The 22006-nt window shown below is 41.4% G+C and carries 23 protein-coding genes and 2 tRNA genes; 18 read left to right on the top strand and 7 right to left on the bottom strand.

Annotation, left to right across the window (positions count from 1 at the left end; genetic code table 11):
- Position 1: 1 nt before the first annotated feature.
- Together ACU696_RS00940 and argR are read right to left on the bottom strand one after the other, a co-directional pair.
- Positions 2–454, bottom strand: coding sequence for a DUF6122 family protein (locus ACU696_RS00940; protein ID WP_004907447.1), 453 nt, complete (start codon positions 452–454; stop codon positions 2–4).
- A gap of 87 nt (positions 455–541) precedes the next feature.
- Positions 542–1012: a transcriptional regulator ArgR gene (argR, locus tag ACU696_RS00935; protein ID WP_004907450.1), complete on the bottom strand. Its 471-nt coding sequence runs from the start codon at positions 1010–1012 to the stop codon at positions 542–544.
- A 492-nt stretch (positions 1013–1504) separates the two neighbouring features.
- On the opposite strand from argR, the gene mdh reads away from it, so the two are divergent.
- Complete coding sequence (mdh, locus tag ACU696_RS00930) at positions 1505–2443, top strand: malate dehydrogenase (protein ID WP_004905937.1); 939 nt, start codon at positions 1505–1507, stop codon at positions 2441–2443.
- A gap of 72 nt (positions 2444–2515) precedes the next feature.
- Here mdh and ACU696_RS00925 read toward each other — a convergent pair whose 3' ends face one another.
- On the bottom strand, positions 2516–3490 hold the full coding sequence (locus ACU696_RS00925) for a LysR family transcriptional regulator (protein ID WP_447343019.1): 975 nt from the start codon (positions 3488–3490) through the stop codon (positions 2516–2518).
- A 260-nt stretch (positions 3491–3750) separates the two neighbouring features.
- Here ACU696_RS00925 and ACU696_RS00920 point away from each other — a divergent pair, with 260 nt between their 5' ends.
- Positions 3751–4938, top strand: coding sequence for an amino acid permease (locus tag ACU696_RS00920; RefSeq protein ID WP_227024203.1), 1188 nt, complete (start codon positions 3751–3753; stop codon positions 4936–4938).
- Between the two features lie 25 nt (positions 4939–4963).
- The gene (metC, locus tag ACU696_RS00915) at positions 4964–6136 is read left to right on the top strand and encodes a cystathionine beta-lyase (RefSeq protein WP_110731587.1); all 1173 of its coding nucleotides are present in this window, start codon (positions 4964–4966) and stop codon (positions 6134–6136) included.
- A 93-nt stretch (positions 6137–6229) separates the two neighbouring features.
- Here the strand turns inward: metC and ACU696_RS00910 are convergent, their stop codons facing one another.
- A complete protein-coding gene (locus tag ACU696_RS00910) occupies positions 6230–6502 on the bottom strand; it encodes a helix-turn-helix domain-containing protein (RefSeq protein ID WP_004907453.1) in 273 nt (90 codons plus the stop codon).
- A 516-nt stretch (positions 6503–7018) separates the two neighbouring features.
- Here ACU696_RS00910 and ACU696_RS00905 point away from each other — a divergent pair.
- Together ACU696_RS00905 and ACU696_RS00900 are read left to right on the top strand one after the other, a co-directional pair.
- Positions 7019–7366, top strand: coding sequence for a DNA-binding protein (locus ACU696_RS00905; protein WP_109912123.1), 348 nt, complete (start codon positions 7019–7021; stop codon positions 7364–7366).
- A 131-nt stretch (positions 7367–7497) separates the two neighbouring features.
- Entirely contained in the window at positions 7498–7860 is a 363-nt protein-coding gene (locus ACU696_RS00900) for a DNA-binding protein (RefSeq protein WP_004907457.1), read from the top strand.
- A 41-nt stretch (positions 7861–7901) separates the two neighbouring features.
- On the opposite strand, the gene ispB is transcribed toward ACU696_RS00900, so the two are convergent.
- Positions 7902–8873, bottom strand: a complete 972-nt coding sequence (gene ispB / locus ACU696_RS00895; protein ID WP_004907459.1) for an octaprenyl diphosphate synthase — start codon at positions 8871–8873, stop codon at positions 7902–7904.
- Positions 8874–9207: 334 nt separating this feature from the next.
- Between ispB and rplU the strand changes: the two genes are divergently transcribed.
- The 3 genes from rplU (at position 9208) to cgtA (ending at position 11134) form a co-directional block, all read left to right on the top strand.
- Positions 9208–9516: a 50S ribosomal protein L21 gene (gene rplU, locus ACU696_RS00890; RefSeq protein ID WP_004905925.1), complete on the top strand. Its 309-nt coding sequence runs from the start codon at positions 9208–9210 to the stop codon at positions 9514–9516.
- A 19-nt stretch (positions 9517–9535) separates the two neighbouring features.
- Positions 9536–9793 carry a 50S ribosomal protein L27 gene (rpmA, locus tag ACU696_RS00885; RefSeq protein WP_004905922.1) on the top strand — a complete coding sequence of 86 codons (258 nt, stop codon included), beginning with the start codon at positions 9536–9538 and terminating at the stop codon, positions 9791–9793.
- 165 nt (positions 9794–9958) lie between these two features.
- Entirely contained in the window at positions 9959–11134 is a 1176-nt protein-coding gene (gene cgtA, locus ACU696_RS00880) for an Obg family GTPase CgtA (protein ID WP_004907460.1), read from the top strand.
- A 60-nt stretch (positions 11135–11194) separates the two neighbouring features.
- Here cgtA and dacB read toward each other — a convergent pair whose 3' ends face one another.
- Positions 11195–12643, bottom strand: a complete 1449-nt coding sequence (gene dacB / locus ACU696_RS00875) for a serine-type D-Ala-D-Ala carboxypeptidase (RefSeq protein ID WP_110731588.1) — start codon at positions 12641–12643, stop codon at positions 11195–11197.
- A gap of 245 nt (positions 12644–12888) precedes the next feature.
- Here dacB and greA point away from each other — a divergent pair, with 245 nt between their 5' ends.
- Positions 12889–13365 (top strand): transcription elongation factor GreA, encoded by a 477-nt coding sequence (gene greA, locus ACU696_RS00870; RefSeq protein WP_004907463.1) that lies wholly within the window; start codon positions 12889–12891, stop codon positions 13363–13365.
- 118 nt (positions 13366–13483) lie between these two features.
- On the opposite strand, the gene yhbY is transcribed toward greA, so the two are convergent.
- Positions 13484–13777 (bottom strand): ribosome assembly RNA-binding protein YhbY, encoded by a 294-nt coding sequence (gene yhbY / locus ACU696_RS00865; RefSeq protein ID WP_004905914.1) that lies wholly within the window; start codon positions 13775–13777, stop codon positions 13484–13486.
- 135 nt (positions 13778–13912) lie between these two features.
- Between yhbY and rlmE the strand changes: the two genes are divergently transcribed.
- From rlmE to nusA, 9 genes are all read left to right on the top strand, one after another.
- Entirely contained in the window at positions 13913–14542 is a 630-nt protein-coding gene (gene rlmE / locus ACU696_RS00860; RefSeq protein WP_004905912.1) for a 23S rRNA (uridine(2552)-2'-O)-methyltransferase RlmE, read from the top strand.
- Positions 14543–14590: 48 nt separating this feature from the next.
- Entirely contained in the window at positions 14591–16600 is a 2010-nt protein-coding gene (gene ftsH, locus ACU696_RS00855; RefSeq protein ID WP_004907466.1) for an ATP-dependent zinc metalloprotease FtsH, read from the top strand.
- Positions 16601–16666: 66 nt separating this feature from the next.
- Entirely contained in the window at positions 16667–17503 is an 837-nt protein-coding gene (folP, locus tag ACU696_RS00850; RefSeq protein WP_004907467.1) for a dihydropteroate synthase, read from the top strand.
- A 4-nt stretch (positions 17504–17507) separates the two neighbouring features.
- Entirely contained in the window at positions 17508–18845 is a 1338-nt protein-coding gene (gene glmM / locus ACU696_RS00845) for a phosphoglucosamine mutase (RefSeq protein ID WP_004907470.1), read from the top strand.
- Between the two features lie 220 nt (positions 18846–19065).
- The gene (secG, locus tag ACU696_RS00840) at positions 19066–19410 is read left to right on the top strand and encodes a preprotein translocase subunit SecG (RefSeq protein WP_004905902.1); all 345 of its coding nucleotides are present in this window, start codon (positions 19066–19068) and stop codon (positions 19408–19410) included.
- 115 nt (positions 19411–19525) lie between these two features.
- Positions 19526–19615 (top strand) — tRNA-Leu (locus ACU696_RS00835).
- A 59-nt stretch (positions 19616–19674) separates the two neighbouring features.
- A tRNA-Met gene (locus tag ACU696_RS00830) sits at positions 19675–19751 on the top strand.
- Positions 19752–20003: 252 nt separating this feature from the next.
- Positions 20004–20456, top strand: coding sequence for a ribosome maturation factor RimP (gene rimP / locus ACU696_RS00825; protein WP_004907471.1), 453 nt, complete (start codon positions 20004–20006; stop codon positions 20454–20456).
- Positions 20457–20479: 23 nt separating this feature from the next.
- Positions 20480–21988: a transcription termination factor NusA gene (nusA, locus tag ACU696_RS00820; protein ID WP_004905898.1), complete on the top strand. Its 1509-nt coding sequence runs from the start codon at positions 20480–20482 to the stop codon at positions 21986–21988.
- Positions 21989–22006 lie beyond the last annotated feature (18 nt).

Below are 22006 nucleotides of genomic sequence, written 5' to 3'. Positions count from 1 at the left end.
ATTAGCTAGCTATTTGATAACCCCAGTGATTCTTATGATTGCTGGGTTTTTTTATGTTTGGCATACCTAATGGGCGCTGTTCTATGACGAGACTTAATGTTATTGGGCTATTCATTTCTTTTTTTAAGCTTCCCATATAACAATCTAGTGAGTCAGTAAAAAGGTGGAATAAACAACCAACGGCAATGGCTTTAAGTTTCCATGATGGCATGAATAATAACACCACATAGATAACAGCAGCCCAAAAAGAATGAAGCGGGTGGAATCCGATGCCACAGCGCTCTGGGTCGAAAATCGGATCAGCCAGCAGATGATCTAAGTCGATAGCCATTGTGGCAATCATAATCAGGGCGGCTAGTTTCCAATTTTTTCGCCAAAACAGGTAACCAAAGGCAATTGGCATCAGAAAATGAAAGCCGTAGTGTATGAAGTTACGAAAAATATCAAATAGCAAAATGATGTCCCAAAATCGAATAGAAATAGATAAAAACAAAAAGAGGGAAATTCAATTTCCCTCTTTTGATGCTTAAATTAGTATGGATTAGAGCTCTTGTTCAAACAACGCTAAAATCGCTTCATATAGCTCTTTTGTGGTAAAATTGTTTGCTGGCGTTGAGAAGATAGTATCATCACCAGCAATACTACCTAAAATTCCTTCCGCTTTACCTAATGAATCTAACAAGCGTGCAATAAGCTGTGCAGCCCCTGGGCTCGTTCTGATCACGACAACAGAAGGGTTATAGTCTATATCCAAAACCAAATTTTTGAGTGGGCTGGTGGCGGTAGGAACACCGGGCTCTGTAGGTAGGCAATATACCATTTCCATTTTTGCATTACGGGTGCGAACAGCACCAAATTTAGTTAGCATCCTGGAAATTTTTGATTGGTTAATATTTTCGAAGCCTTCTTCTTGCAAAGCCGTGACGATCTCAGCTTGCGAGCTAAATTTTTCTTCTTTAAGTAGGGCTTTAAAAGCCTTAACCAAGTCTTCTTGTTTAGACGGAGTGCGCATAATTAACCCATTCTTTTGCATTGAACTAAGTTGTATTATCCGTAAAAGTGCATTTTTATGCAACAAAATTGCGTTATGATGATTTTATAACCAGTAATCACTTGAAGTTAGGTAAGCGTGTTTTGAGTTGATAGTCAGAAGTATTTATTTATCGTAAATTATGGAAATGAAAAATTAGCATGATAGAGCAATGAATTTTTCAGATATTCGTTGTAAATTTATTGTTAATAAAAATGTTTTTGATTGAATAATATACACTAAAAACAACTTATTGTGCGAAATGCAATAGCTAGAAAAACTATTTGTTAAAAAAGTGCCCGTTATCTCATTAACAGATAAGGAATTTGTTTAGAATACTGGCAATTATTAAACAAGTTCTCTTGCGTTAAACTCTCTCTCTATCTGTTAACAAATTGTTTTTTATACGTAATGTGTTAAGTGTATAACAAATAAAGTGATATCTTTTTAAAGTACAAATTAAGGAGTTTCAGAATGAAAGTTGCAGTCCTAGGTGCAGCAGGTGGTATCGGTCAGGCTCTCGCCCTTCTTCTCAAAAACCAGCTCCCAGCAGGTTCAGAACTCTCCCTCTACGACATCGCACCAGTCACTCCAGGTGTTGCTGCTGACTTAAGCCATATCCCTACTGATGTTAAAGTGACAGGTTTTGCTGGCGAAGATGCAAAACCTGCATTGAAAGGTGCTGACATTGTCCTTATTTCTGCGGGTGTTGCTCGTAAACCAGGTATGGACCGTTCTGACTTATTTAACATCAATGCGGGTATTGTCCGTAACCTGATCCAACAAATTGCTGAAACTTGCCCTAAAGCATTGATTGGTATTATCACTAACCCAGTGAATACCACCGTTGCTATCGCTGCAGAAGTCCTGAAAAAAGCAGGCGTCTATGATAAAAACCGTTTATTCGGTGTGACGACATTAGATATCATTCGTTCTAATACGTTTGTTGCTGAATTAAAAGGCAAAAATGTTAATGATCTTGAAGTGCCTGTGATCGGCGGCCACTCTGGTGTGACCATTCTGCCTCTGTTATCTCAAATTGAAGGTGTTAGCTTCACTGACGAGGAAGTTGCTGCGTTAACTAAACGTATTCAAAATGCAGGTACAGAAGTCGTTGAAGCGAAAGCGGGTGGCGGGTCTGCAACTTTATCTATGGGCCAAGCAGCTGCACGTTTAGGTTTATCTTTAATTCGTGGTCTCCAAGGCGAAAGCAATGTGGTTGAATGTGTTTACACCGAAGGTGATGGTGAACATGCTCGCTTCTTCGCACAACCTGTTGTTTTAGGCAAAAACGGTATCGAAAAGCATTTACCAATCGGTAAATTAAGTGCATTTGAAGAAAAAGCACTGAAAGATATGCTAGATGTATTAAAAGCAGATATCGAATTAGGTGAAAAATTCATTAATGGCTAATGCCAATTAATTTTTCCTAATAGTAAAAGGTTGAGTTTCGTTTTGAACTCAACCTTTTTTATTGGTAAGTCATCATGAAGCATGCTGCCGCATCCAATGGTCCCAATGCGGATCTGATGGTATTTTCTCTACTAAAAAATCAATAAATGTCCTGATTTTAGGTGAGTGAGTGTGGGCTGGGTGGTATAAGGCATATAGGGCAAATGGAGTGGATTTAGGGTCATAATCCAATAAAACAGGGAGCAATTCCCCATTTTCAATATAATTGCCTAGCATATAAGTTGGTAAACAAACGATACCTTGATGGCAGCGAGCCGCCTCTAATAACCCTAAGCTACTATTTACCTCAATCATATTATTAATTTCTAGAGGATATACGCTACCGTCTTTATCTGTCATGCGCCAAGTGTCAGGAATATTTGGGTTAATTAAACAATTGTGTGATGCAATATCGGCAGGAGATTGAGGAATACCATATCGTTCGAAATAAGTACGGCTCCCACAGTATACCCAATTAATATTACAAATTTTTCGTAACGCAAAGTTTTCGGGGGGATGGCTGGTAATTCGTAACGCAATATCAAAATCGACTTCATTTAAATTAATGAGCTCATCATTAAGGTCAACAGACAAACTCACTTTCGGATTGGTTTCTCGGTATTCACTGTATATTTGCATTAAATGACAGACTCCAAATGCAATAGAACAGGTAATTTTTAATTGCCCTTGAGCATGTTGATAGAAGCTGGCGGTATTGACCAATGAGTCATCGAGATCGGCCAATAAGTTTTGCGATCGTTGCAATAAATAGCGCCCTGCATCCGTTAAAATAAAATTTCGCGTTGTGCGCTTTAGGAGTACAACCCCCAACTGATCTTCGAGTTGTTGAAGACCTCGACTAACTGACGATGGTGTTACATTCAGCTTCTTGGCGGCAAGGCTGAAGCTATTGCACTCGACGATTTTAATGAATAACTCTAAATGCCGAAAAATCGCGTAGCTGTCAATTTTTGCTTTAAACGCAAAAGTGTTTTTATTTATTAGCATTGTCATGCCCTATTAAACCCGTTTATTCCAGCATACTATAATTGTGAATTTATCGCAGTTTACTCATGCCACACCAGTTTTAAAAAGAAACCTAGTTCCTACACAATAATGTTGTTCCTAACTTTTTTAATAATTAAATCTATAACGTTGAGGAATAGACTATGTCTAATAGTATTCAGGCAAGTGCAGATAATCCGATTAATACGAAAAAGATCCCCTTTACAAAATATGATGTTGGTTGGGTTATTTTGTGCATTGGCATGGCAATTGGTTCAGGAATTGTTTTTATGCCTGTGCAAATTGGTATCAAAGGTATTTGGGTCTTTATTGCAGCGACAATGCTTTCTTATCCAGCAATTTATTGGCTACAAAATTTATATCTAAGAACATTATCAGAATCTGAAGAATGTAATGATTACGCGAGTGTTATTACACAATATTTGGGGAAAAACTGGGGGATAGCATTAGGAATTGCCTATTTCTTGATGTTATTGCACGGGATGTTTTCTTACTCGCTGGCGGTCACCTTCGATAGCGCTTCTTACATTAAAACGTTTGGATTAACGGAAGGGCTATTATCTGATTCTGTTTGGTATGGGCTGATTATTATTTCGGTATTAGTCGCCATTGCTGCACAAGGGGAGCGGTTACTGTTTAAAGTCTCTGGTCCAATGGTTATTGTAAAATTTGGCATTATCGTACTGCTTGGTATAGTGATGGTGCCATATTGGAATTTTGCGAATATCACGGCTTTTCCTGATTTTCTCCCATTTATGCGGGATGTTTTTTTAACACTCCCATTTACCCTATTTTCTATATTATTTGTGCAAATATTGAGTCCTATGAATATTGCGTATCGTAAAATAGAAAGTGATAAACGCATTGCGACATACCGTGCAATACGCGCTAACCGTGTTGCATATATTATTCTCGCTGTTGCAGTCTTGTTTTTTGCTTTTTCTTTTACTTTTTCAATTAGCCATGAGCAAGCGGTATCGGCTTTTGAACAAAATATTTCAGCATTAGCGATTGCTGCGCAAGTGATACCCGGTGCCGTTGTAAAAGTAATGACCGCATTACTCAATATTTTTGCTATCTTGACGGCATTCTTAGGCATTTATTTAGGCTTCCAAGAAGCGATAAAAGGCATCGTAGTCAATTTACTGAGTCGATTTATTCCTGAAGAACGTATCAACCAAACAGTGCTACATTATGGGGTATGCTTAGGCGTTATCATTGCACTGTGGTTTTGGGTTTCAACACGGTTCTCAATTCTATTTTTTATGCAACTTGGTGGCCCATTATTTGGTATCGTTTCTTGTTTAATTCCTTGCTATCTGGTTTACAAAGTCCCTGCATTACACAAATTTAAAGGCCCAACAGTGTGGTTCATCATTTTCTTTGGTGTGTTGTTATGCCTATCTCCATTCTTTAAATTTTTCGAATAAATAATAATGTTGTTGAGAGGATCTCATGAAGAAAAAAGCGGTATCTGAATTTCATGTTGATACACAAGTTACCCAGTTAGGGAGAGACCCCGCTAAGCAAGCTGGGTTTGTAAATGCCCCCATTTATCGTGGCTCAACGGTCGTATTTCCAACGGTTGATGCTTTAATTAATGATAGGGCGGAATTTAATTATGGCACAGCGGGCACGCCAACAATTAAGCAATTGGAGCAAGCTTGGTCTGCTCTTGCTGGAGCTGAAGGTACGGTGCTTTCACCATCTGGTTTAGGCGCGATTGTATTGGCATTGCTGACAACCTTGAAAACAGGTGACCATTTATTAATGCCTGATAGTGTTTATCGGCCAACACGTAAATTTTGCCATGGTTTGTTGGATAAAATGGGGATCATCACGACCTATTATGATCCGATGATTGGTGCTGATATTGAAAAACTAGTAACGCCAAATACCAGCACAATTTTTTTAGAATCCCCGGGTTCTCAAAGTTTCGAAATTCAGGATGTTCCTGCAATTGTTGAGGTTGCAAAACGCCATAATATTGCGACGATTATTGATAATACATGGGCGACACCTCTATTTTTTAAAGCTCATGAACTGGGTTGTGATATCTCGCTGGAGGCGGGTACTAAATATTTAGGTGGCCATTCTGATTTGCTAATGGGAGTTGTCTCAGCAAACCAAGCGTGGTGGCCGAAATTACGTGAAACTTATGATTACATGGCCATGCTGCCGGGAGCAGAGGACTGTTTTCTTGCGTTACGTGGTTTGCGAACCTTACCTATTCGTTTAAAAGAAGCCCAAGAAAGAGCTTTAAATATTGCACATTGGCTGCAAGAACGCACCGAAGTGATTCGTATTTTGCACCCTGCATTTGCGGATTGCCCAGGCCATGAAATTTGGAAGCGGGATTTCACAGGTTCATCGGGGCTATTTTCCATTGTACTTGATCCTAAATATACCCAAACAGATATTGCAAGAATGCTGGATGGTTTATCAATTTTTGGTATGGGGTATTCATGGGGGGGATTTGAAAGCTTAATTATTCCATTTAACTGTGCTGAATATCGAACTGTGACTAATTGGAATCCTGGAGGGCCGACATTGCGCTTGCAGATTGGCTTAGAAAATTTAGATGATTTAAAACAAGACCTTGCTGATGGTTTCGCGCGAATGAAGTAAACAAAGCTGTTTTTATTGATTTGCCATCAAAAGATAACGCCGTGAATAAATTAATTTATTATTCACGGCATTATAATTTATTTCATTCAGTTTTTAATCTTCCACTGGTGTTTTTACTCTGACTTTTCTTTCTAATAAATCCCCTGTAATTGGATCGTAATAACGACTTGGCCAAATTTCAGCAGGGTGGATCGCTAAGAAATTTGCAATGATCCATTCCCCTTTAGGCCAAGGACGTGATAGTGCATTTGCTAACGTTGAAGAGCTTAACCCTGCCTCGCGTGAAATTGCGGCAAGTGTAGTTCCACGTTTACGTAAAGCTGCAATGATGTCTGCAGGGTGCCAGTCCGACTTCCGTAAAATCATTTTTTAGTCCTTTTTTCACTTAGAATCATGTAGAGTTAGTGGTACGAGTAACCGAAAATTATGATACATTCAGTACATCCGTTTAGTTATTGGAAATAAAATAACAGAAATTTCCCAAAATAATTTCTGATTTTTTCTTAAAAATTCATTTTATGAAACTATCGTGGTTTTTATGAAATTAAATAGAAAGTCAGAATGAATAACTGTGAATTAGGATAAAACTTTGATGTTAAAACTAACTCTTTCTAGTTAGGGACAAGAATAGCGTATTTAATGCTACTTTTTACTTGTACGAGTAATATATCTAGATTAGTTAATAAAATTAGTTAAATTATTAGCAAGTAAATTATTTAATTATCTGTTATTAAAAGAAATTAGAATGCTAATAACAAATATAATTTGTATATTATTATTTATAGGTATAAATAAAACGAATGAGTCAATAAGGTTTTGAGAAAATATAGATAGTTTTCAACAACTGAAAATTAAATTGTCATCATGACTAGGAGGGTCAGCATGTACAAGGAATGGCTAACGGCAAAAGAGTTGGTTGGGTTACAAGGGCTTCCCATGACAACTCAAGGTATTAATGCAATGGCAAGGCGTGAAAACTGGTTAAACCGCAAAAGGCGGGGTATTCAAGGCAAAGCATTGGAATACCATATTAGTTCTTTACCTATTGATATTTTTGAAGGTCAGTTTGCTAACGAAACTTCACCACCTTATCAAGTAAAAAGAAATGATAATGCCTTTATTTGGCAGGAAGCTTATAACCAGCTTTCCAATGAGGAGAGAGACATTATCCTGACATTTATTATGCGTGAAGGGGCATTAGCGCTAATTAATTTAATTAATAATAAATAATTTACAATTACTTAAGGTGTAAATAATTAATATATAAAAATAATATTATATTGAATTTAAAAATTTTTTTAACTGATGACATTTTAGCAAAGCTGCAACAGCGGGTTTCATAATATAAGCGTGAAGTGAAAATGAAAAAATTGTGGTTCACTGCCAAAGAATTAGCAGGGTTAGAAGGGCTCCCTACATCACCCCAGGGAATTAACCTAATGGCAAGACGAGAAGGCTGGAAAAACCGCCGTAAAAGAGGGGTACAGGGTAAGGCTGTTGAGTATTACTTTGAAAGCTTACCGGGGGAAATCCAAGGGCAGCTTAGCCTGCATGAGCCTTCGGTAACTTATCAAAGCCAAAGAACCGATGCATTGCAAATCTGGTCGGAAGCGTATTACCAACTGACTGAGCCTGAGCGCAATAAAATAGTGAAATACATCCTGCGTTATGGTCTGTCATCACTGCTTGCTCAAATTGATGAAGAAGACAAAGGGGAAAAATAGCGTTTCCCCTTTTCTTGACCCGCTTTATCTTTTTTTAGTGACTAAGAATGGCGTTGGATTGCGATATAAGCTAAGCCGATCAATGCATCTTTATAAATTGAATCTTCAATGACATGTAAGGCATCAATCGCTTTTTGTGCTTCTTCTTGGGCTCTTTCATAAGTATATTCAAGAGAACCACAGCGTTTCATGGTTGCGAGAACAGTATCTAACAGATGGCGTCCATTACCTTGTTCAATGGCTTGGCGGATCAATGCTGATTCTTCTTCGTTACCATTTTGCATCGCGTGAAGTAGGGGAAGTGTAGGCTTACCTTCATCTAAGTCATCACCCGTGTTTTTCCCCAGTTGAGCGTTGTCTGCATCATAATCGAGGAGATCATCAATTAACTGGAAAGCGGTACCAATATAACGACCATAATCTTGCAGTGCTTTTTCTTGCACGGGTGTTGCATTGGCTAAAATCGCAGATGCATGAGCCGCTGCTTCAAACAGACGTGCGGTTTTACTGTAGATCACTTGCATGTAGTTTTCTTCAGTAATGTTAGGATCGTTGCAGTTCATCAACTGTAAAACTTCGCCTTCAGCGATCACATTCGTCGCTTCAGACATTAGTTTTAGCACTCGCATTGAATCAAGATCCGTCATCATCTGGAATGATCGAGTGTAAATAAAATCACCTACTAAGACACTCGCGGCATTACCAAAAACAGCATTTGCAGTTTGCTTTCCACGACGCATATCAGATTCATCAACGACGTCATCATGCAGCAATGTTGCTGTATGAATGAACTCGATCAATGCAGCAACTTGGGTATGTTTATGACCCGAATAGCCTAAGGATCGACCTGCAAGTATTGCGATCATTGGCCGGATCCTTTTACCGCCACCACTGACTATGTAATAACCAAGCTGGTTAATTAGTGTAACATCTGAATTCAATTGACTGAGGATGGCTTCGTTTACCGCTGACATATCCTCAGTTGTCAGTTCAATAATAGATTCTAAATTCATCGTAATTTATTCATATTATTAGTTTTTGGTTCATTCCCGAAATAAAAAAATGGGAGACCGATAGAACAGTTATCTTTCTAGCATAACATTATTAATTATAAGATTATCAGGTGTGATGCAAAAAATGTTTAAATAAGTAACAATTGAGTGAATAGGGACGAAATCAATGCTCAAAAACGGTTATTGAGAAAAAAGTCGTATTTTTTGTCATCTAACCGCATTATTGGCTTGTGTTCTGCTGCTTTTTTGCGTAGAATTCGCGCCCTATTGTGAATATTTTATAGCGTACTCTGGAATTGAAATATTTAGCGGGTACGCGGAAAGCGGAGTTAATATGTACGCGGTTTTCCAAAGTGGTGGTAAACAACACCGAGTTAGCGAAGGTCAAACTGTCCGCCTAGAAAAGCTGGACATCGCAACAGGTGAAACTGTTGAATTTGATCAAGTTCTGATGGTTGCTAATGGCGATGAGATCCAAATCGGCGCTCCTGTCGTTGAAGGCGTTAAAGTGAAAGCGGAAGTGGTTGCACACGGTCGTGGCGAAAAAGTTAAAATCGTCAAGTTCCGTCGTCGTAAACATAGCCGTAAACAACAGGGTCATCGTCAGTGGTTCACTGATGTTAAGATCACTGTCATCGCTTAAGATTTAGGAGAGCAGATTAATGGCACACAAAAAGGCTGGTGGTTCGACTCGTAACGGTCGTGACTCAGAAGCAAAACGTTTAGGTGTTAAACGTTTTGGTGGTGAAGCTGTATTAGCAGGTAGCATCATCGTTCGTCAACGTGGTACTAAGTTCCACGCAGGTAACAACGTAGGTTGTGGCCGTGACCACACTCTGTTCGCATTAGCGGACGGTAAAGTTAAATTTGAAGTTAAAGGTCCAAACAATCGTAAATTTATCAGCATCGAAGCTGAATAAGTTTTCTGACCTTTAATTCAGAATTAAAGCCCTGCAAAAACCTTTTGCGGGGCTTTTTATATTCAGATATTTGATCTTTAATGAACTACACACGTATTAAAGATACACCATCTCTGAGTAGAACAGCCATCCAGCGTTATGCGGCTCAGAAGCGGAGAAAGAATTATGAAATTTGTAGATGAAGCCAAAATATTGGTCGTGGCAGGAGATGGTGGCAATGGTTGTGTCAGCTTCCGCCGTGAAAAATACATCCCTAAAGGGGGACCGGACGGTGGTGACGGTGGCGATGGTGGGGACGTTTACTTACAAGCAGACGAAAACCTCAACACGCTAATCGACTATCGTTTTGAAAAATCATTTCGTGCAGAACGTGGCCAAAATGGCCAAAGCCGTGAATGTACAGGTAAACGTGGTCAAGACATCACTGTAAAAGTACCTGTAGGAACGCGTGTACGCGATTTAGGGACCAACGAAGTACTTTGTGATATGACACGTCATGATCAACGTCATATGGTCGCTAAAGGCGGTTTCCATGGGCTTGGGAATACCCGTTTTAAATCTTCAGTAAATCGCGCTCCACGTCAACGTACTATGGGGACTAAAGGTGAAACCCGCGAAATACTGTTAGAATTGATGCTGTTAGCAGATGTGGGCATGCTTGGTATGCCAAATGCAGGTAAATCAACATTTATCCGTTCTGTATCAGCAGCAAAACCAAAAGTCGCTGATTATCCATTTACCACTTTAGTCCCAAGCTTGGGTGTCGTGCGTATGGATAACGAGCAAAGCTTTGTGGTTGCCGATATTCCAGGATTGATCGAAGGCGCAGCAGAAGGTGCAGGCCTTGGGATCCAATTCCTGAAACACTTAGAGCGCTGTCGTGTCTTACTTCACTTGATTGACATTTGCCCTATTGATGAGTCTGATCCTGTCGAAAATGCGAAGATCATCATCAGTGAGTTAGAAAAATACAGTGAAAAACTGGCAGCAAAACCACGTTGGTTAGTCTTCAATAAAATTGATATCTTAGGTGAAGAGGAATCAGCACAGCGTGCGGCAGAAATTGCTAAAGCGATGGGCTGGGAAGATAAATTCTACATGATTTCAGCGGTTAACCACGAAGGTGTGAAAGCACTTTGTTGGGATATCATGGAATTTATGAATACTCAACCACGTGATATGGCAACAACTGAAGATGCACAGCAACCTGAAAAAGTTGAATTCATGTGGGATGATTATCATAAGGAACAACTTTCTGGTACTGAAGATTTTGATGATGACTGGGATGACGATTGGGATGAAGATGACGACGAAGGTGTCGAAATCATTTATCAAAAATAGTTTATCTTAGAAATATAAAAAGGCGCGAAAGCGCCTTTTTAATATCTAAATCACGTATGATCAGTTTTTCTGATACAGATCTTTATACAAACGGCTTTCAAACCGTACTAATGGTACTCGACGAGTACGTTGCTGGTTTTGCGGTACTGCATAAGCAGAGATAAACTGCACAAAAGCAACACGCTGGCCACTGGCAGTTGTGATAAAACCTGCGAGATTATAGACCCCTTGCAATGCCCCCGTTTTGGCGGAAACTTTACCATTTACACCAGCTTCATCAAAGCCGCCACGATAACGCAATGTACCATCATGACCTGCAAGTGGAAGCATGGAGATAAAATCGAGCTGTTGATCGTTTTTTGCGATAAATTGCAAGATCTCCATCATTGTTGCAGGCGTGATCAAATTGTGGCGAGACAGTCCTGAACCATCAACCATCACAGTATTGCCAAGATCGATCCCCGCTTTTTGCTTCAGTACTTGTCTTACCGCATCGGATCCTGAGCGCCAAGTACCTGGGACGCCATAATATTCTCGACCGATAGTACGAAAAACAGTGTCTGCTATCATATTATCGGATTTTTTTAGCATCACTTTTAACAAGTCATGCAGTGGTTTAGATTCAGTTTTGACTAACACTTGTGATTGAGGCGCTGGGAATGTGCGCTTTTTCACATGGCCGGTGAGCTCAATACCCGCAGTGGTTAATTCATTTTTGACAATCGCCCCTGAGTAACTTGCTCCGTTTTGTACCGCAAAGGCAAGTGGTAAGGGCTCGCTGCGTTGAGTTAAGCAACCTGTCAAGGTATAGCGATTCAGTTCACCAGGAACAACATCAAGTTCGCAATAGCGCGCTTCAGGGGAGCCTTTAGCTAATGTTTTGACTTCGCTGAACATATTGACAGGGTAAAAACTAGCCGCCTTAATGAAGGCATAGTCACCTGCTTTTTCAGCGGGGTAAAGAGAAACTGAAAAACAGTTGCGGTCAATGATAGCAGCTGCAGGTGGCGCACTAAAGCATTGGGTCATATCATTCCAAACCCAACCAGGCGCTTTGTCATGGCTAGTAAAAGCAGAAATATCAACGACGAGATCGCCATCAACCTTATGGATCCCAAGCTGCTTTAACGCATTAGCCATATTGCGAATTTGTTGACGGGTTAGTGTTGGGTCACCACTGAAGCGGATCACTAAATCGCCAGTCAATGTGTTGTTGCTAAGTTTTGCATCAGTTTCAAAATTGGTGACAAAACGGTAATCAGGCCCCAGTTGTAATAGGGCAGCAAGAGCGGTCACAACCTTTTGTGTACTTGCAGGTAATGCCATTTGCTGTGCATTATAATCAATTAATGGGGTGCTACTTCCCACTTTTTGCGCGACCAGAGCAAGGTTAGTGCCATCAGGTAAATATTGTTTGTACTCATCAATAGGAATCGCAAAAACTTGCGTACTGGCTAAGGTAATTCCTAAAGAGATGATCCATTTTCTGGTTAAAGTTAATAATGACATATATTTCACGCATTAGGGTGGACATATAATACATACTAAAGTGTAATGCCCAAGAAAGTAAACGGTGACCCGTTATTAAGTCTCAGTTAAAATAGCGTACATTATGATAAGATAAATGAGTACATAAGTCTGATTGCGTTTTTTTACTAGAACACCCCCGGTTTTACGTAGGTGTTCGGTGTACTGTTGTTACAAAATCAGGAAGATACTTGTTTTTAGATAGGATTGAACCGAGGTATTTATTAATGAAACAGATCCCGATGACGGTACTTGGTGCGGATAAGCTAAGAGAAGAGCTTGAATTCCTTAAATCTGTCCGTCGCCCAGAAATTATTGCATCTATTGCAGAAGCGCGTGAGCACGGTGACTTAAAAGAAAATGCAGAATATCATGCAGCACGTGAGCAACAAGGTTTCTGTGAGGGCCGTATTCAAGAAATCGAAGGTAAGCTTTCTCACGCTCAAGTGATCGATGTAACTAAAATGGTCAATAATGGTCGCGTTATCTTTGGCGCAACTGTGACAGTACTGAATGTTGATACCGATGAAGAGCTAACGTATCGTATCGTTGGTGATGACGAAGCAGATATTAAGATCAATCTGATTTCTGTTAACTCCCCGATAGCACGTGGTTTAGTGGGTAAAGAAGTTGATGACGTGGTCTCAATTAAAACCCCAGGTGGCGATGTTGAGTTCGAAATTCTTAAAGTTGAGTATATCTGATTCCTATTTCCCTGAATTGGTTATATTATTTCCCTGATTTAAAGAAAAAGGCCGCAGGCGGCCTTTTTCATCATATAAAACATGCTTTCAATGGCATTTTTATATAAATGATGGGAAATTATTTAGGTAAAATGATTTTGCGGTCTGCCGAAGGACGGTAGATAACAAGAATTTTACCGATGATTTGTACATTTACTGCACCAGTTTCGCGAACAATCGCATCAGCGATCAAATTTTTAGTATCACGGTCTTCGCCTGCGATCTTGACTTTGATAAGCTCATGATGCGCTAATGAGAGTTCAATCTCAGCCAAAACACCTTCGGTTAAACCATTGTTGCCGATCATAACAACAGGGTTTAAATGGTGAGCGAGACTTTTTAGGTGCTGAATTTGTTTTTTATTAAGATTCATTGATTTTTTGCTTGGTTAGTATTGAAAATGGCTTATTCTACCGCCATCTGATATCTGTCACCATCAATTATATCTTTTTGATGGTAAAGAAGCAGCAAGTTAGGTGAAGTTCTTTTAGTATAGTTGGAAAGCACAATGGCCAATAAAAAACGTTCGGCAAGCTCAAGTCGCTGGTTGCAAGAGCATTTTAGTGATAAATATGTTCAGCAAGCACAAAAAAAAGGGCTACGCTCACGTGCATGGTTTAAGCTGGAAGAAATCCAGCAAGGTGATAAAATTTTTAAACCAGGTATGACCGTTGTTGATTTAGGAGCAGCCCCTGGTGGTTGGTCGCAATACGTTGTTAGCCAAATAGGTCATAATGGGCGGGTTATTGCTTGTGACTTATTGCCGATGGACCCAATCGTTGGCGTTGATTTCCTGCAAGGGGATTTTCGCGATGAAGCCGTTCTCGCCGCTTTGTTAGAACGCGTTGGCGACAAAAAAGTACAGGTGGTCATGTCTGACATGGCGCCAAATATGAGTGGGACTCCAGCGGTTGATATTCCTCGCTCTATGTATCTAGTTGAATTAGCATTGGATATGTGCCGTGCTGTATTGGCGCCTGGGGGGAGTTTCATTGTTAAAGTGTTTCAGGGAGAAGGCTTTGACGATTACCTTAGGGATATCCGCTCCCTGTTTACGAAAGTAAAAGTTCGTAAACCCGAATCTTCGCGGGCACGGTCACGTGAAGTATACATTGTAGCGACAGGGCTAAAACTATAGTACCCTGAGCGTTATTTGTTAACACAGTTGTAATATGAGGTTAATCCCTTGAGTGACATGGCGAAAAACCTGATTCTCTGGTTAGTCATCGCAGTTGTTCTGATGTCCTTGTTCCAGAGTTTTGGCCCAAGCGATTCGAATAGTCGCAGAGTCGATTATTCTACGTTTATCAATGAGTTAGCCCAGGATCAGGTGCGTGAAGTTCGTATCACCGGTCGTGAACTGAACGTCAGAAAGGCTGATAATAGCCGCTATACAACTTATCTTCCTATGCAGGATGAGAAGCTGTTAGACACTTTGCTGAATAAGCATGTGACGGTTGTTGGTGAACCACCAGAAGAACCTAGCTTACTGACATCTATTTTTATTTCCTGGTTCCCAATGCTTCTGTTGATTGGTGTCTGGATTTTCTTCATGCGCCAGATGCAAGGCGGTGGCGGCAAGGGGGCGATGTCATTTGGCAAAAGTAAAGCCCGCATGCTGACAGAAGATCAGATCAAAACAACATTTGCAGACGTTGCTGGGTGTGATGAAGCCAAAGAAGAAGTAGGCGAAATCGTAGAGTTTCTGCGTGAACCTGCTCGTTTCCAAAAACTTGGCGGTAAAATTCCAAAAGGCGTCCTGATGGTAGGGCCTCCAGGAACAGGTAAAACATTACTGGCAAAAGCTATCGCTGGTGAGGCAAAAGTCCCATTCTTCACTATTTCCGGTTCAGACTTCGTGGAAATGTTTGTGGGTGTGGGGGCTTCTCGTGTTCGTGATATGTTCGAACAAGCGAAAAAAGCAGCGCCTTGTATCATCTTTATCGATGAGATTGACGCAGTAGGTCGTCAACGTGGTGCCGGTCTTGGTGGTGGTCACGATGAGCGTGAGCAAACACTGAACCAAATGCTAGTTGAAATGGACGGTTTTGAAGGTAATGAGGGTATTATTGTTATCGCAGCAACTAACCGTGCTGACGTACTTGACCCTGCTTTATTACGTCCAGGTCGTTTTGACCGTCAGGTAGTTGTTGGCTTACCAGACGTTCGTGGCCGTGAACAAATTCTGAAAGTACATATGCGTCGTGTTCCTATCGACCCAAGCGTAGATACTTTCATTCTTGCTCGTGCAACACCTGGCTTCTCGGGTGCTGAATTGGCAAACTTGGTTAACGAAGCCGCGTTGTTTGCCGCACGTGCAAACATGCGTGTCGTTTCCATGGTTGAATTCGAAAAAGCGCGTGACAAAATTTGGATGGGTGCAGAGCGTCGTTCTCTGATGATGACCGAAGAGCAAAAAGAATCAACGGCTTACCATGAAGGTGGTCATATGATTATCGGTCATTTAATGCCAGAGCATGACCCTGTTCACAAAGTCACAATTGTTCCACGTGGTCAAGCACTGGGTGTGGCCTTCTTCTTACCGGAAGGTGATGAAGTTAGCCGTAGTCGCTTGAAACTCGAAGGTATGATTGCGACAGCCTATGCGGGGCGTATTGCTGAAGAACTGATTTACGGTCGCGATAAAGTAACGACGGGAGCATCTTCAGATATTCAGTTTGCAACTAATACGGCACGTAACATGGTAACGCAATGGGGCTTCTCAGACCGTTTAGGCCCAATGCAATACTCGAAAGAAGAAGGTCCAGCGTTCTTAGGTCGTTCTTCAGGTAATGGTTCTGGAATTTCTGATGAAACAGCACGTATTGTTGATGAAGAAATTAAGAAAATTTTAGACCACTGTTACCAACTGGCTTACAAAACACTGGAAGACAATATCGATATTCTACATGCAACGAAAGATGCATTACTGAAATATGAAACTATCGATATGCCAATGATTGATGATTTAATGAATCGTCGTCCAGTTCGTGAACCAGCGGGTTGGGATGAAGATAAAAAAGTCAGTAATGTGACGGGAACATTTGGTAAAGGTGCGGCAAATGTAGCAAAAACAGCCGAAAAACCTCAATCTGAAGAACCTAATAACAGTGCTGAAGAACCAAGTAATACCGATAATAGTAATAATACTGATGAATCAAAACCATCAGATAATAACGACAGCAAACCACAATAAGCGGTCGTGAAATAAAATACTAAGACCCCAGTTCGCTGGGGTTTTTTTCGTTAAGGAAAAATAACAATGCAAATCAAAGCGAGAGGCAGTGTTCTTGACTTATCCACACCAAAGGTGATGGGGATTTTGAATGTCACTCCTGATTCATTTTCAGATGGTGGCACTCATAATCGTTATCATGATGCGCTTGAGCATGTGGCAAAAATGGTTCAACACGGCGCGGCTATCATTGATATTGGTGGCGAATCGACCCGTCCTGGCGCCGCTGAAGTCTCTGTGAATGAGGAACTTGACCGAGTTATTCCCATTGTTGAAGCGATAGCACAGCGTTTTGATGTGTGGATTTCAGTTGATACTTCGAAAGCGAAAGTCATGGCCGAAGCTGCAAACGCAGGCATGCATATTATCAATGACATTCGTTCGCTCCATGAGCCAGGTGCATTAGAAGTTGCTGCGAAAACAGGTTTACCCGTTTGCATTATGCATATGCAAGGCCAGCCAAGAACGATGCAAGAAGCACCAAATTATGAAAACGTGGTGCGTGAAGTAAAAGACTATCTTGACGCTGAAATCACCCGATGCGTGACTGCAGGGATAGAGAGACAGCAAATTATCCTTGATCCAGGCTTTGGTTTTGGTAAGAACTTGTCGCATAATTACCAGTTATTGGCAAACTTAGAGCAATTTCATAATTTCGGACTACCGCTATTGGCAGGGATGTCACGTAAATCTATGATTGGACAATTATTAAATGTTCCACCACAAGAACGTCTCGCAGGCAGCCTAACTTGCGCAGTGATTGCTGCGATGCAAGGAGCACACATCATTCGAGTTCATGATGTCAAAGAAACCGTGCAAGCGATGCAAGTGGTACAGATGACTCTGTCAGAAAAGGAAAAATAAGCGTATGAGCGACCGTAAATATTTTGGTACTGATGGTATTCGTGGCAAAGTGGGCGATAGCCCAATTACCCCTGATTTTGTTTTAAAATTAGGTTGGGCGGCAGGAAAAGTTCTCGCACGTCATGGTTCTCGTAAAATTATTATTGGTAAAGATACGCGTATTTCTGGTTATATGTTGGAATCCTCGCTAGAAGCTGGCTTAGCTGCTGCAGGTTTATCCGCATCTTTCACTGGCCCAATGCCAACCCCTGCGGTCGCTTATTTAACACGTACTTTCCGCGCAGAAGCGGGGATTGTCATTTCAGCATCTCATAACCCATATTATGACAATGGGATTAAATTCTTCTCAATTGATGGAACCAAATTGCCTGATGAAGTCGAAGAAGCTATTGAAGCTGAAATGGAAAAGCCGATCACATGCGTTGAATCAGCAGAATTAGGTCGTGCAAACCGTATTGTCGATGCTGCGGGCCGTTATATTGAATTTTGTAAAGGTACGTTCCCGAACGAACAAAGCCTAGCAAGTTTAAAAATAGTGATTGACTGTGCTAACGGGGCGACTTATCACATCGCACCAAATGTGTTTCGTGAATTAGGGGCTGAGGTTATCACTATCGGTTGTGATCCTAATGGGATCAACATCAATGAAGAATGTGGTGCAACGGATGTGCGTCAATTGCAACAAAAAGTACTGGAAGAAAAAGCACACGTTGGCTTGGCATTTGATGGTGATGGCGACCGCATTATCATGGTTGACCACCTCGGTGAAAAAGTCGATGGTGACCAAATCCTCTTTATTATTGCTCGTGAAGCGCTACGTCAAGGCCAGCTAAAAGGCGGCGTAGTCGGAACACTAATGAGTAATATGGGATTAGAAATCGCTCTGAAACAGCTAGGAATTCCTTTTGAGCGTGCAAAAGTGGGCGACCGCTATGTCCTCGAAAAATTACAGGAAAAAGGTTGGCGCATGGGGGCTGAAAACTCAGGCCACGTGATTTTATTGGATAAAACGACTACTGGTGACGGGATTGTTGCAGGCTTGCAGGTATTAAGTGCTATGGTACGTAACCATATGAGCTTACATGACTTATGCAGTGGTATGAAATTATTACCTCAAGTGTTAGTCAATGTCCGTTTCAAAGGCCAACACGATCCACTACAAAGTGATGCGGTGGTTGCAGCGAACGAAGAAGTTGAAAAACAATTGGCAGGAAAAGGCCGTGTATTACTGAGAAAATCAGGAACAGAGCCGTTAATCCGTGTCATGGTTGAAGGTGAAAATGAAGCTGATGTGACTGCAATGGCAAACTATATTGCGGATGCTGTAAAAGCAGCGGGCTAAGTTATTATGGGTGAAGCTGAGCGATATTTTGATGATTTGTTGTTTTTTTCTGCAAATAATCAAATGGAATCAAAATAGACTTGCTTGTCGGCTCAGCTTTGGTTAGTATTCGCACCTGCTCAATCCCGTAAGAGTATTCTTTCACGGTCGAAATGAGTAGGTGTGCAGTGATAAAGGTCATAGCATTAGGCTATGCACCGCAACTGAATAGGTAACTCAAATGTATGTAGCTCTTTTAATTATTTTCTTGCTAGCGGCTATCGGGCTTATTGGTCTGATTATGTTACAGCAAGGTAAAGGTGCTGACATGGGAGCTTCATTCGGTGCGGGCGCTTCTGCAACACTGTTTGGTTCATCGGGCTCAGGTAACTTCATGACCCGTATGACTGGAATCTTGGCTGCTGTGTTTTTCATCATCAGTTTGATACTTGGCAATATGACTGCTAACAAGTACGGAACTGGTAGTGGTAGTAAGTGGGAAAACATTAGTGAACCTACAAAAGTCGAGCAACCAACAGACGTTCCGGCAGCACCAGCTACACCAACGAGCGATATCCCTCGTTAAGTGTGAAAGATTCCGAATGAAGGCAACTAATGCCATCATTAAGTAGTAAGCTCAGCGATGAGTGAGAAGTTAAAATTTGAGGTTATTGATTAACTATTGATAACCTCGCCTCAGTGCCGAGGTGGTGAAATTGGTATACACGCTACCTTGAGGTGGTAGTGCCTACAAAACGGGCGTACGGGTTCAAGTCCCGTCCTCGGCACCATTATTTTAGATGGCTTGTGATTTGCAGGTTATCTGTGTAGAATATGACACGTTTTCGAACGCGGGATGGAGCAGCTTGGTAGCTCGTCGGGCTCATAACCCGAAGGTCGTCGGTTCAAATCCGGCTCCCGCAACCATTTCTTATTCAACATACCTTGTCAGTATCTTAGTCTATAGTAGTTATCCGGTGTAGCAATCAAGTGCAGTTAACTAACAGCTCTCAAAATTTCTCATCGATTTCTCTAGATTTTACAGGTATAATAAGAATATGGTGAACCCGTGCACTACAGGGTCCAGTTGCATAAAGCCCCGAATTTCGGGGTTTTTTGTTATTTGACAATCGAATTAACTGGGCTTTTATAGCCCTTTTTTTATGTCTGGGGGTGGGCTTGTCCACATTAGAACAGAAATTAACAGAGATGATTTCAGCACCGGTGGAGGCGCTAGGCTTTGAATTTGTTGGCTTAGAGTTTATCCGTGGTCGCACATCGACACTGCGTGTCTTCATCGATAGTGAAGAAGGCATCACTGTTGATGATTGTGCTGATGTCAGCCATCAGGTCAGTGCAGTATTGGACGTTGAAGATCCAATTTCTGTCATTTATAACCTGGAAATATCGTCACCAGGGCTTGAGCGTCCATTATTCACTATTGCGCATTACGAGCGTTTTATGGGTGAAGAGGTGGCATTGACTTTGCGTATAGCAATGCAGAACCGCCGTAGGTGGCAAGGCGTTATTAAGGCCATAGACGGTGAAATGATTACGGTTACTGTAGATGGTAAGGATGAGGTGTTCGCCCTCGGCAACATCCAGAAAGCTAACTTGGTACCCCACTTTTAATAAAGTTCAATGAGGCAACTAGGATGAATAAAGAAATTCTGGCTGTTGTAGAAGCGGTTTCTAACGAAAAATCCCTCCCTCGTGAAAAAATCTTCGAGGCTCTGGAAACTGCATTAGCGACGGCGACTAAAAAGAAATACGAGCAAGAAATTGATGTCCGTGTAGAAATTGACCGTAAATCAGGTGATTTCGACACCTTCCGTCGTTGGTTAATTGTCGAAGAAGTCACAATGCCAACGCGTGAAATTACGTTAGAAGCGGCTCAATACGAAGATCCTGCACTGCAGCTTGGAGAGTACGTCGAAGACCAAATCGAGTCTGTTGTATTTGACCGTATTACCACTCAAACAGCTAAGCAAGTTATCGTACAGAAAGTACGCGAAGCAGAGCGTGCGATGGTTGTTGACCAATTCCGTGAGCAACAAGGTGAAATTATCACTGCTCAGGTGAAAAAAGTTAATCGTGAAAATATCACGTTAGACTTAGGCAATAACGCTGAGGCTGTGATTCTGCGTGAAGATATGTTGCCACGTGAAAACTTCCGTCCAGGTGACCGTATCCGCGGAGTCCTGTATGATGTTCGTCCTGAAGCGCGCGGCGCACAACTTTTTGTTACGCGTTCTCGCCCTGAAATGCTGATTGAGTTATTCCGCATTGAAGTGCCAGAAATCGGTGAAGAAATTATTGAAATCAAAGCCGCTGCCCGTGACCCAGGTTCTCGTGCAAAAATTGCGGTTAAAACTAATGACAAGCGTATCGACCCTGTTGGTGCTTGTGTTGGTATGCGTGGAGCACGAGTTCAAGCCGTTTCTAGTGAATTAGGCGGCGAAAGAATTGATATTGTGTTATGGGACGATAACCCAGCTCAATTCGTTATTAATGCAATGGCTCCGGCTGATGTTGCATCTATCGTGGTCGATGAAGACAAATGTACGATGGATGTTGCCGTAGAAAGCAGTAATCTGGCGCAAGCCATTGGACGTAACGGTCAAAACGTGCGTCTGGCAGCGCAATTACTGAAAAAACACCGTGGTGATGACAAGTGGGAATTAAACGTCATGACCGCAGAAGAGCTTAATGCAAAACATCAGGCAGAAGCACATGCTTCTATTGATACATTCACCAAGCATCTTGATATTGATGAAGAGTTTGCCACTGCACTTGTTGAAGAAGGCTTCTCGACGTTAGAAGAACTGGCTTACGTGCCTATTAATGAACTTCTGGAAATTGATGGTCTTGATGAAGAGACTGTTGAAGTTCTACGTGAAAGAGCGAAAGCGGCCCTCACCACAATAGAATTGGCTCAAAAAGAGAGCCTAGGTGATAATCAGCCAGCAGAAGATTTGTTGAATCTTGAAGGTATGGATCGTACTCTTGCCTATAATTTGGCTACTCGTGGAATCTGTACACTGGAAGATCTTGCTGAGCAGGGCATCGACGACCTGATTGATATTGAAGGTCTGGATGATGAGAAAGCAGGTACGCTCATCATGGCCGCACGTAATATTTGCTGGTTCGGTAACGATGCGTAAACACTGTAGCAGGAAGGA

This window comes from Providencia sp. PROV_01 (assembly GCF_053098325.1).
Note: the sequence above shows the minus strand (reverse complement) of the source record. Positions and strands in the feature narration are given on the sequence as shown.

Excerpts from the sequence above, each read along its gene's own strand:
- folP (WP_004907467.1), top strand. The coding sequence starts at position 16,667 with ATGCAAATCAAAGCGAGAGGCAGTGTTCTTGACTTATCCACACCAAAG.
- yhbY (WP_004905914.1), bottom strand. The coding sequence starts at position 13,777 with ATGAATCTTAATAAAAAACAAATTCAGCACCTAAAAAGTCTCGCTCAC.
- cgtA (WP_004907460.1), top strand. The coding sequence starts at position 9,959 with ATGAAATTTGTAGATGAAGCCAAAATATTGGTCGTGGCAGGAGATGGT.
- secG (WP_004905902.1), top strand. The coding sequence starts at position 19,066 with ATGTATGTAGCTCTTTTAATTATTTTCTTGCTAGCGGCTATCGGGCTT.
- ispB (WP_004907459.1), bottom strand. The coding sequence starts at position 8,873 with ATGAATTTAGAATCTATTATTGAACTGACAACTGAGGATATGTCAGCG.
- ACU696_RS00920 (WP_227024203.1), top strand. The coding sequence starts at position 3,751 with ATGGCAATTGGTTCAGGAATTGTTTTTATGCCTGTGCAAATTGGTATC.
- dacB (WP_110731588.1), bottom strand. The coding sequence starts at position 12,643 with ATGTCATTATTAACTTTAACCAGAAAATGGATCATCTCTTTAGGAATT.
- rlmE (WP_004905912.1), top strand. The coding sequence starts at position 13,913 with ATGGCCAATAAAAAACGTTCGGCAAGCTCAAGTCGCTGGTTGCAAGAG.
- mdh (WP_004905937.1), top strand. The coding sequence starts at position 1,505 with ATGAAAGTTGCAGTCCTAGGTGCAGCAGGTGGTATCGGTCAGGCTCTC.
- ACU696_RS00900 (WP_004907457.1), top strand. The coding sequence starts at position 7,498 with ATGAAAAAATTGTGGTTCACTGCCAAAGAATTAGCAGGGTTAGAAGGG.
- greA (WP_004907463.1), top strand. The coding sequence starts at position 12,889 with ATGAAACAGATCCCGATGACGGTACTTGGTGCGGATAAGCTAAGAGAA.
- nusA (WP_004905898.1), top strand. The coding sequence starts at position 20,480 with ATGAATAAAGAAATTCTGGCTGTTGTAGAAGCGGTTTCTAACGAAAAA.
- metC (WP_110731587.1), top strand. The coding sequence starts at position 4,964 with ATGAAGAAAAAAGCGGTATCTGAATTTCATGTTGATACACAAGTTACC.
- glmM (WP_004907470.1), top strand. The coding sequence starts at position 17,508 with ATGAGCGACCGTAAATATTTTGGTACTGATGGTATTCGTGGCAAAGTG.
- rpmA (WP_004905922.1), top strand. The coding sequence starts at position 9,536 with ATGGCACACAAAAAGGCTGGTGGTTCGACTCGTAACGGTCGTGACTCA.
- rplU (WP_004905925.1), top strand. The coding sequence starts at position 9,208 with ATGTACGCGGTTTTCCAAAGTGGTGGTAAACAACACCGAGTTAGCGAA.
- ACU696_RS00910 (WP_004907453.1), bottom strand. The coding sequence starts at position 6,502 with ATGATTTTACGGAAGTCGGACTGGCACCCTGCAGACATCATTGCAGCT.
- ACU696_RS00925 (WP_447343019.1), bottom strand. The coding sequence starts at position 3,490 with ATGCTAATAAATAAAAACACTTTTGCGTTTAAAGCAAAAATTGACAGC.
- argR (WP_004907450.1), bottom strand. The coding sequence starts at position 1,012 with ATGCGCACTCCGTCTAAACAAGAAGACTTGGTTAAGGCTTTTAAAGCC.
- ACU696_RS00905 (WP_109912123.1), top strand. The coding sequence starts at position 7,019 with ATGTACAAGGAATGGCTAACGGCAAAAGAGTTGGTTGGGTTACAAGGG.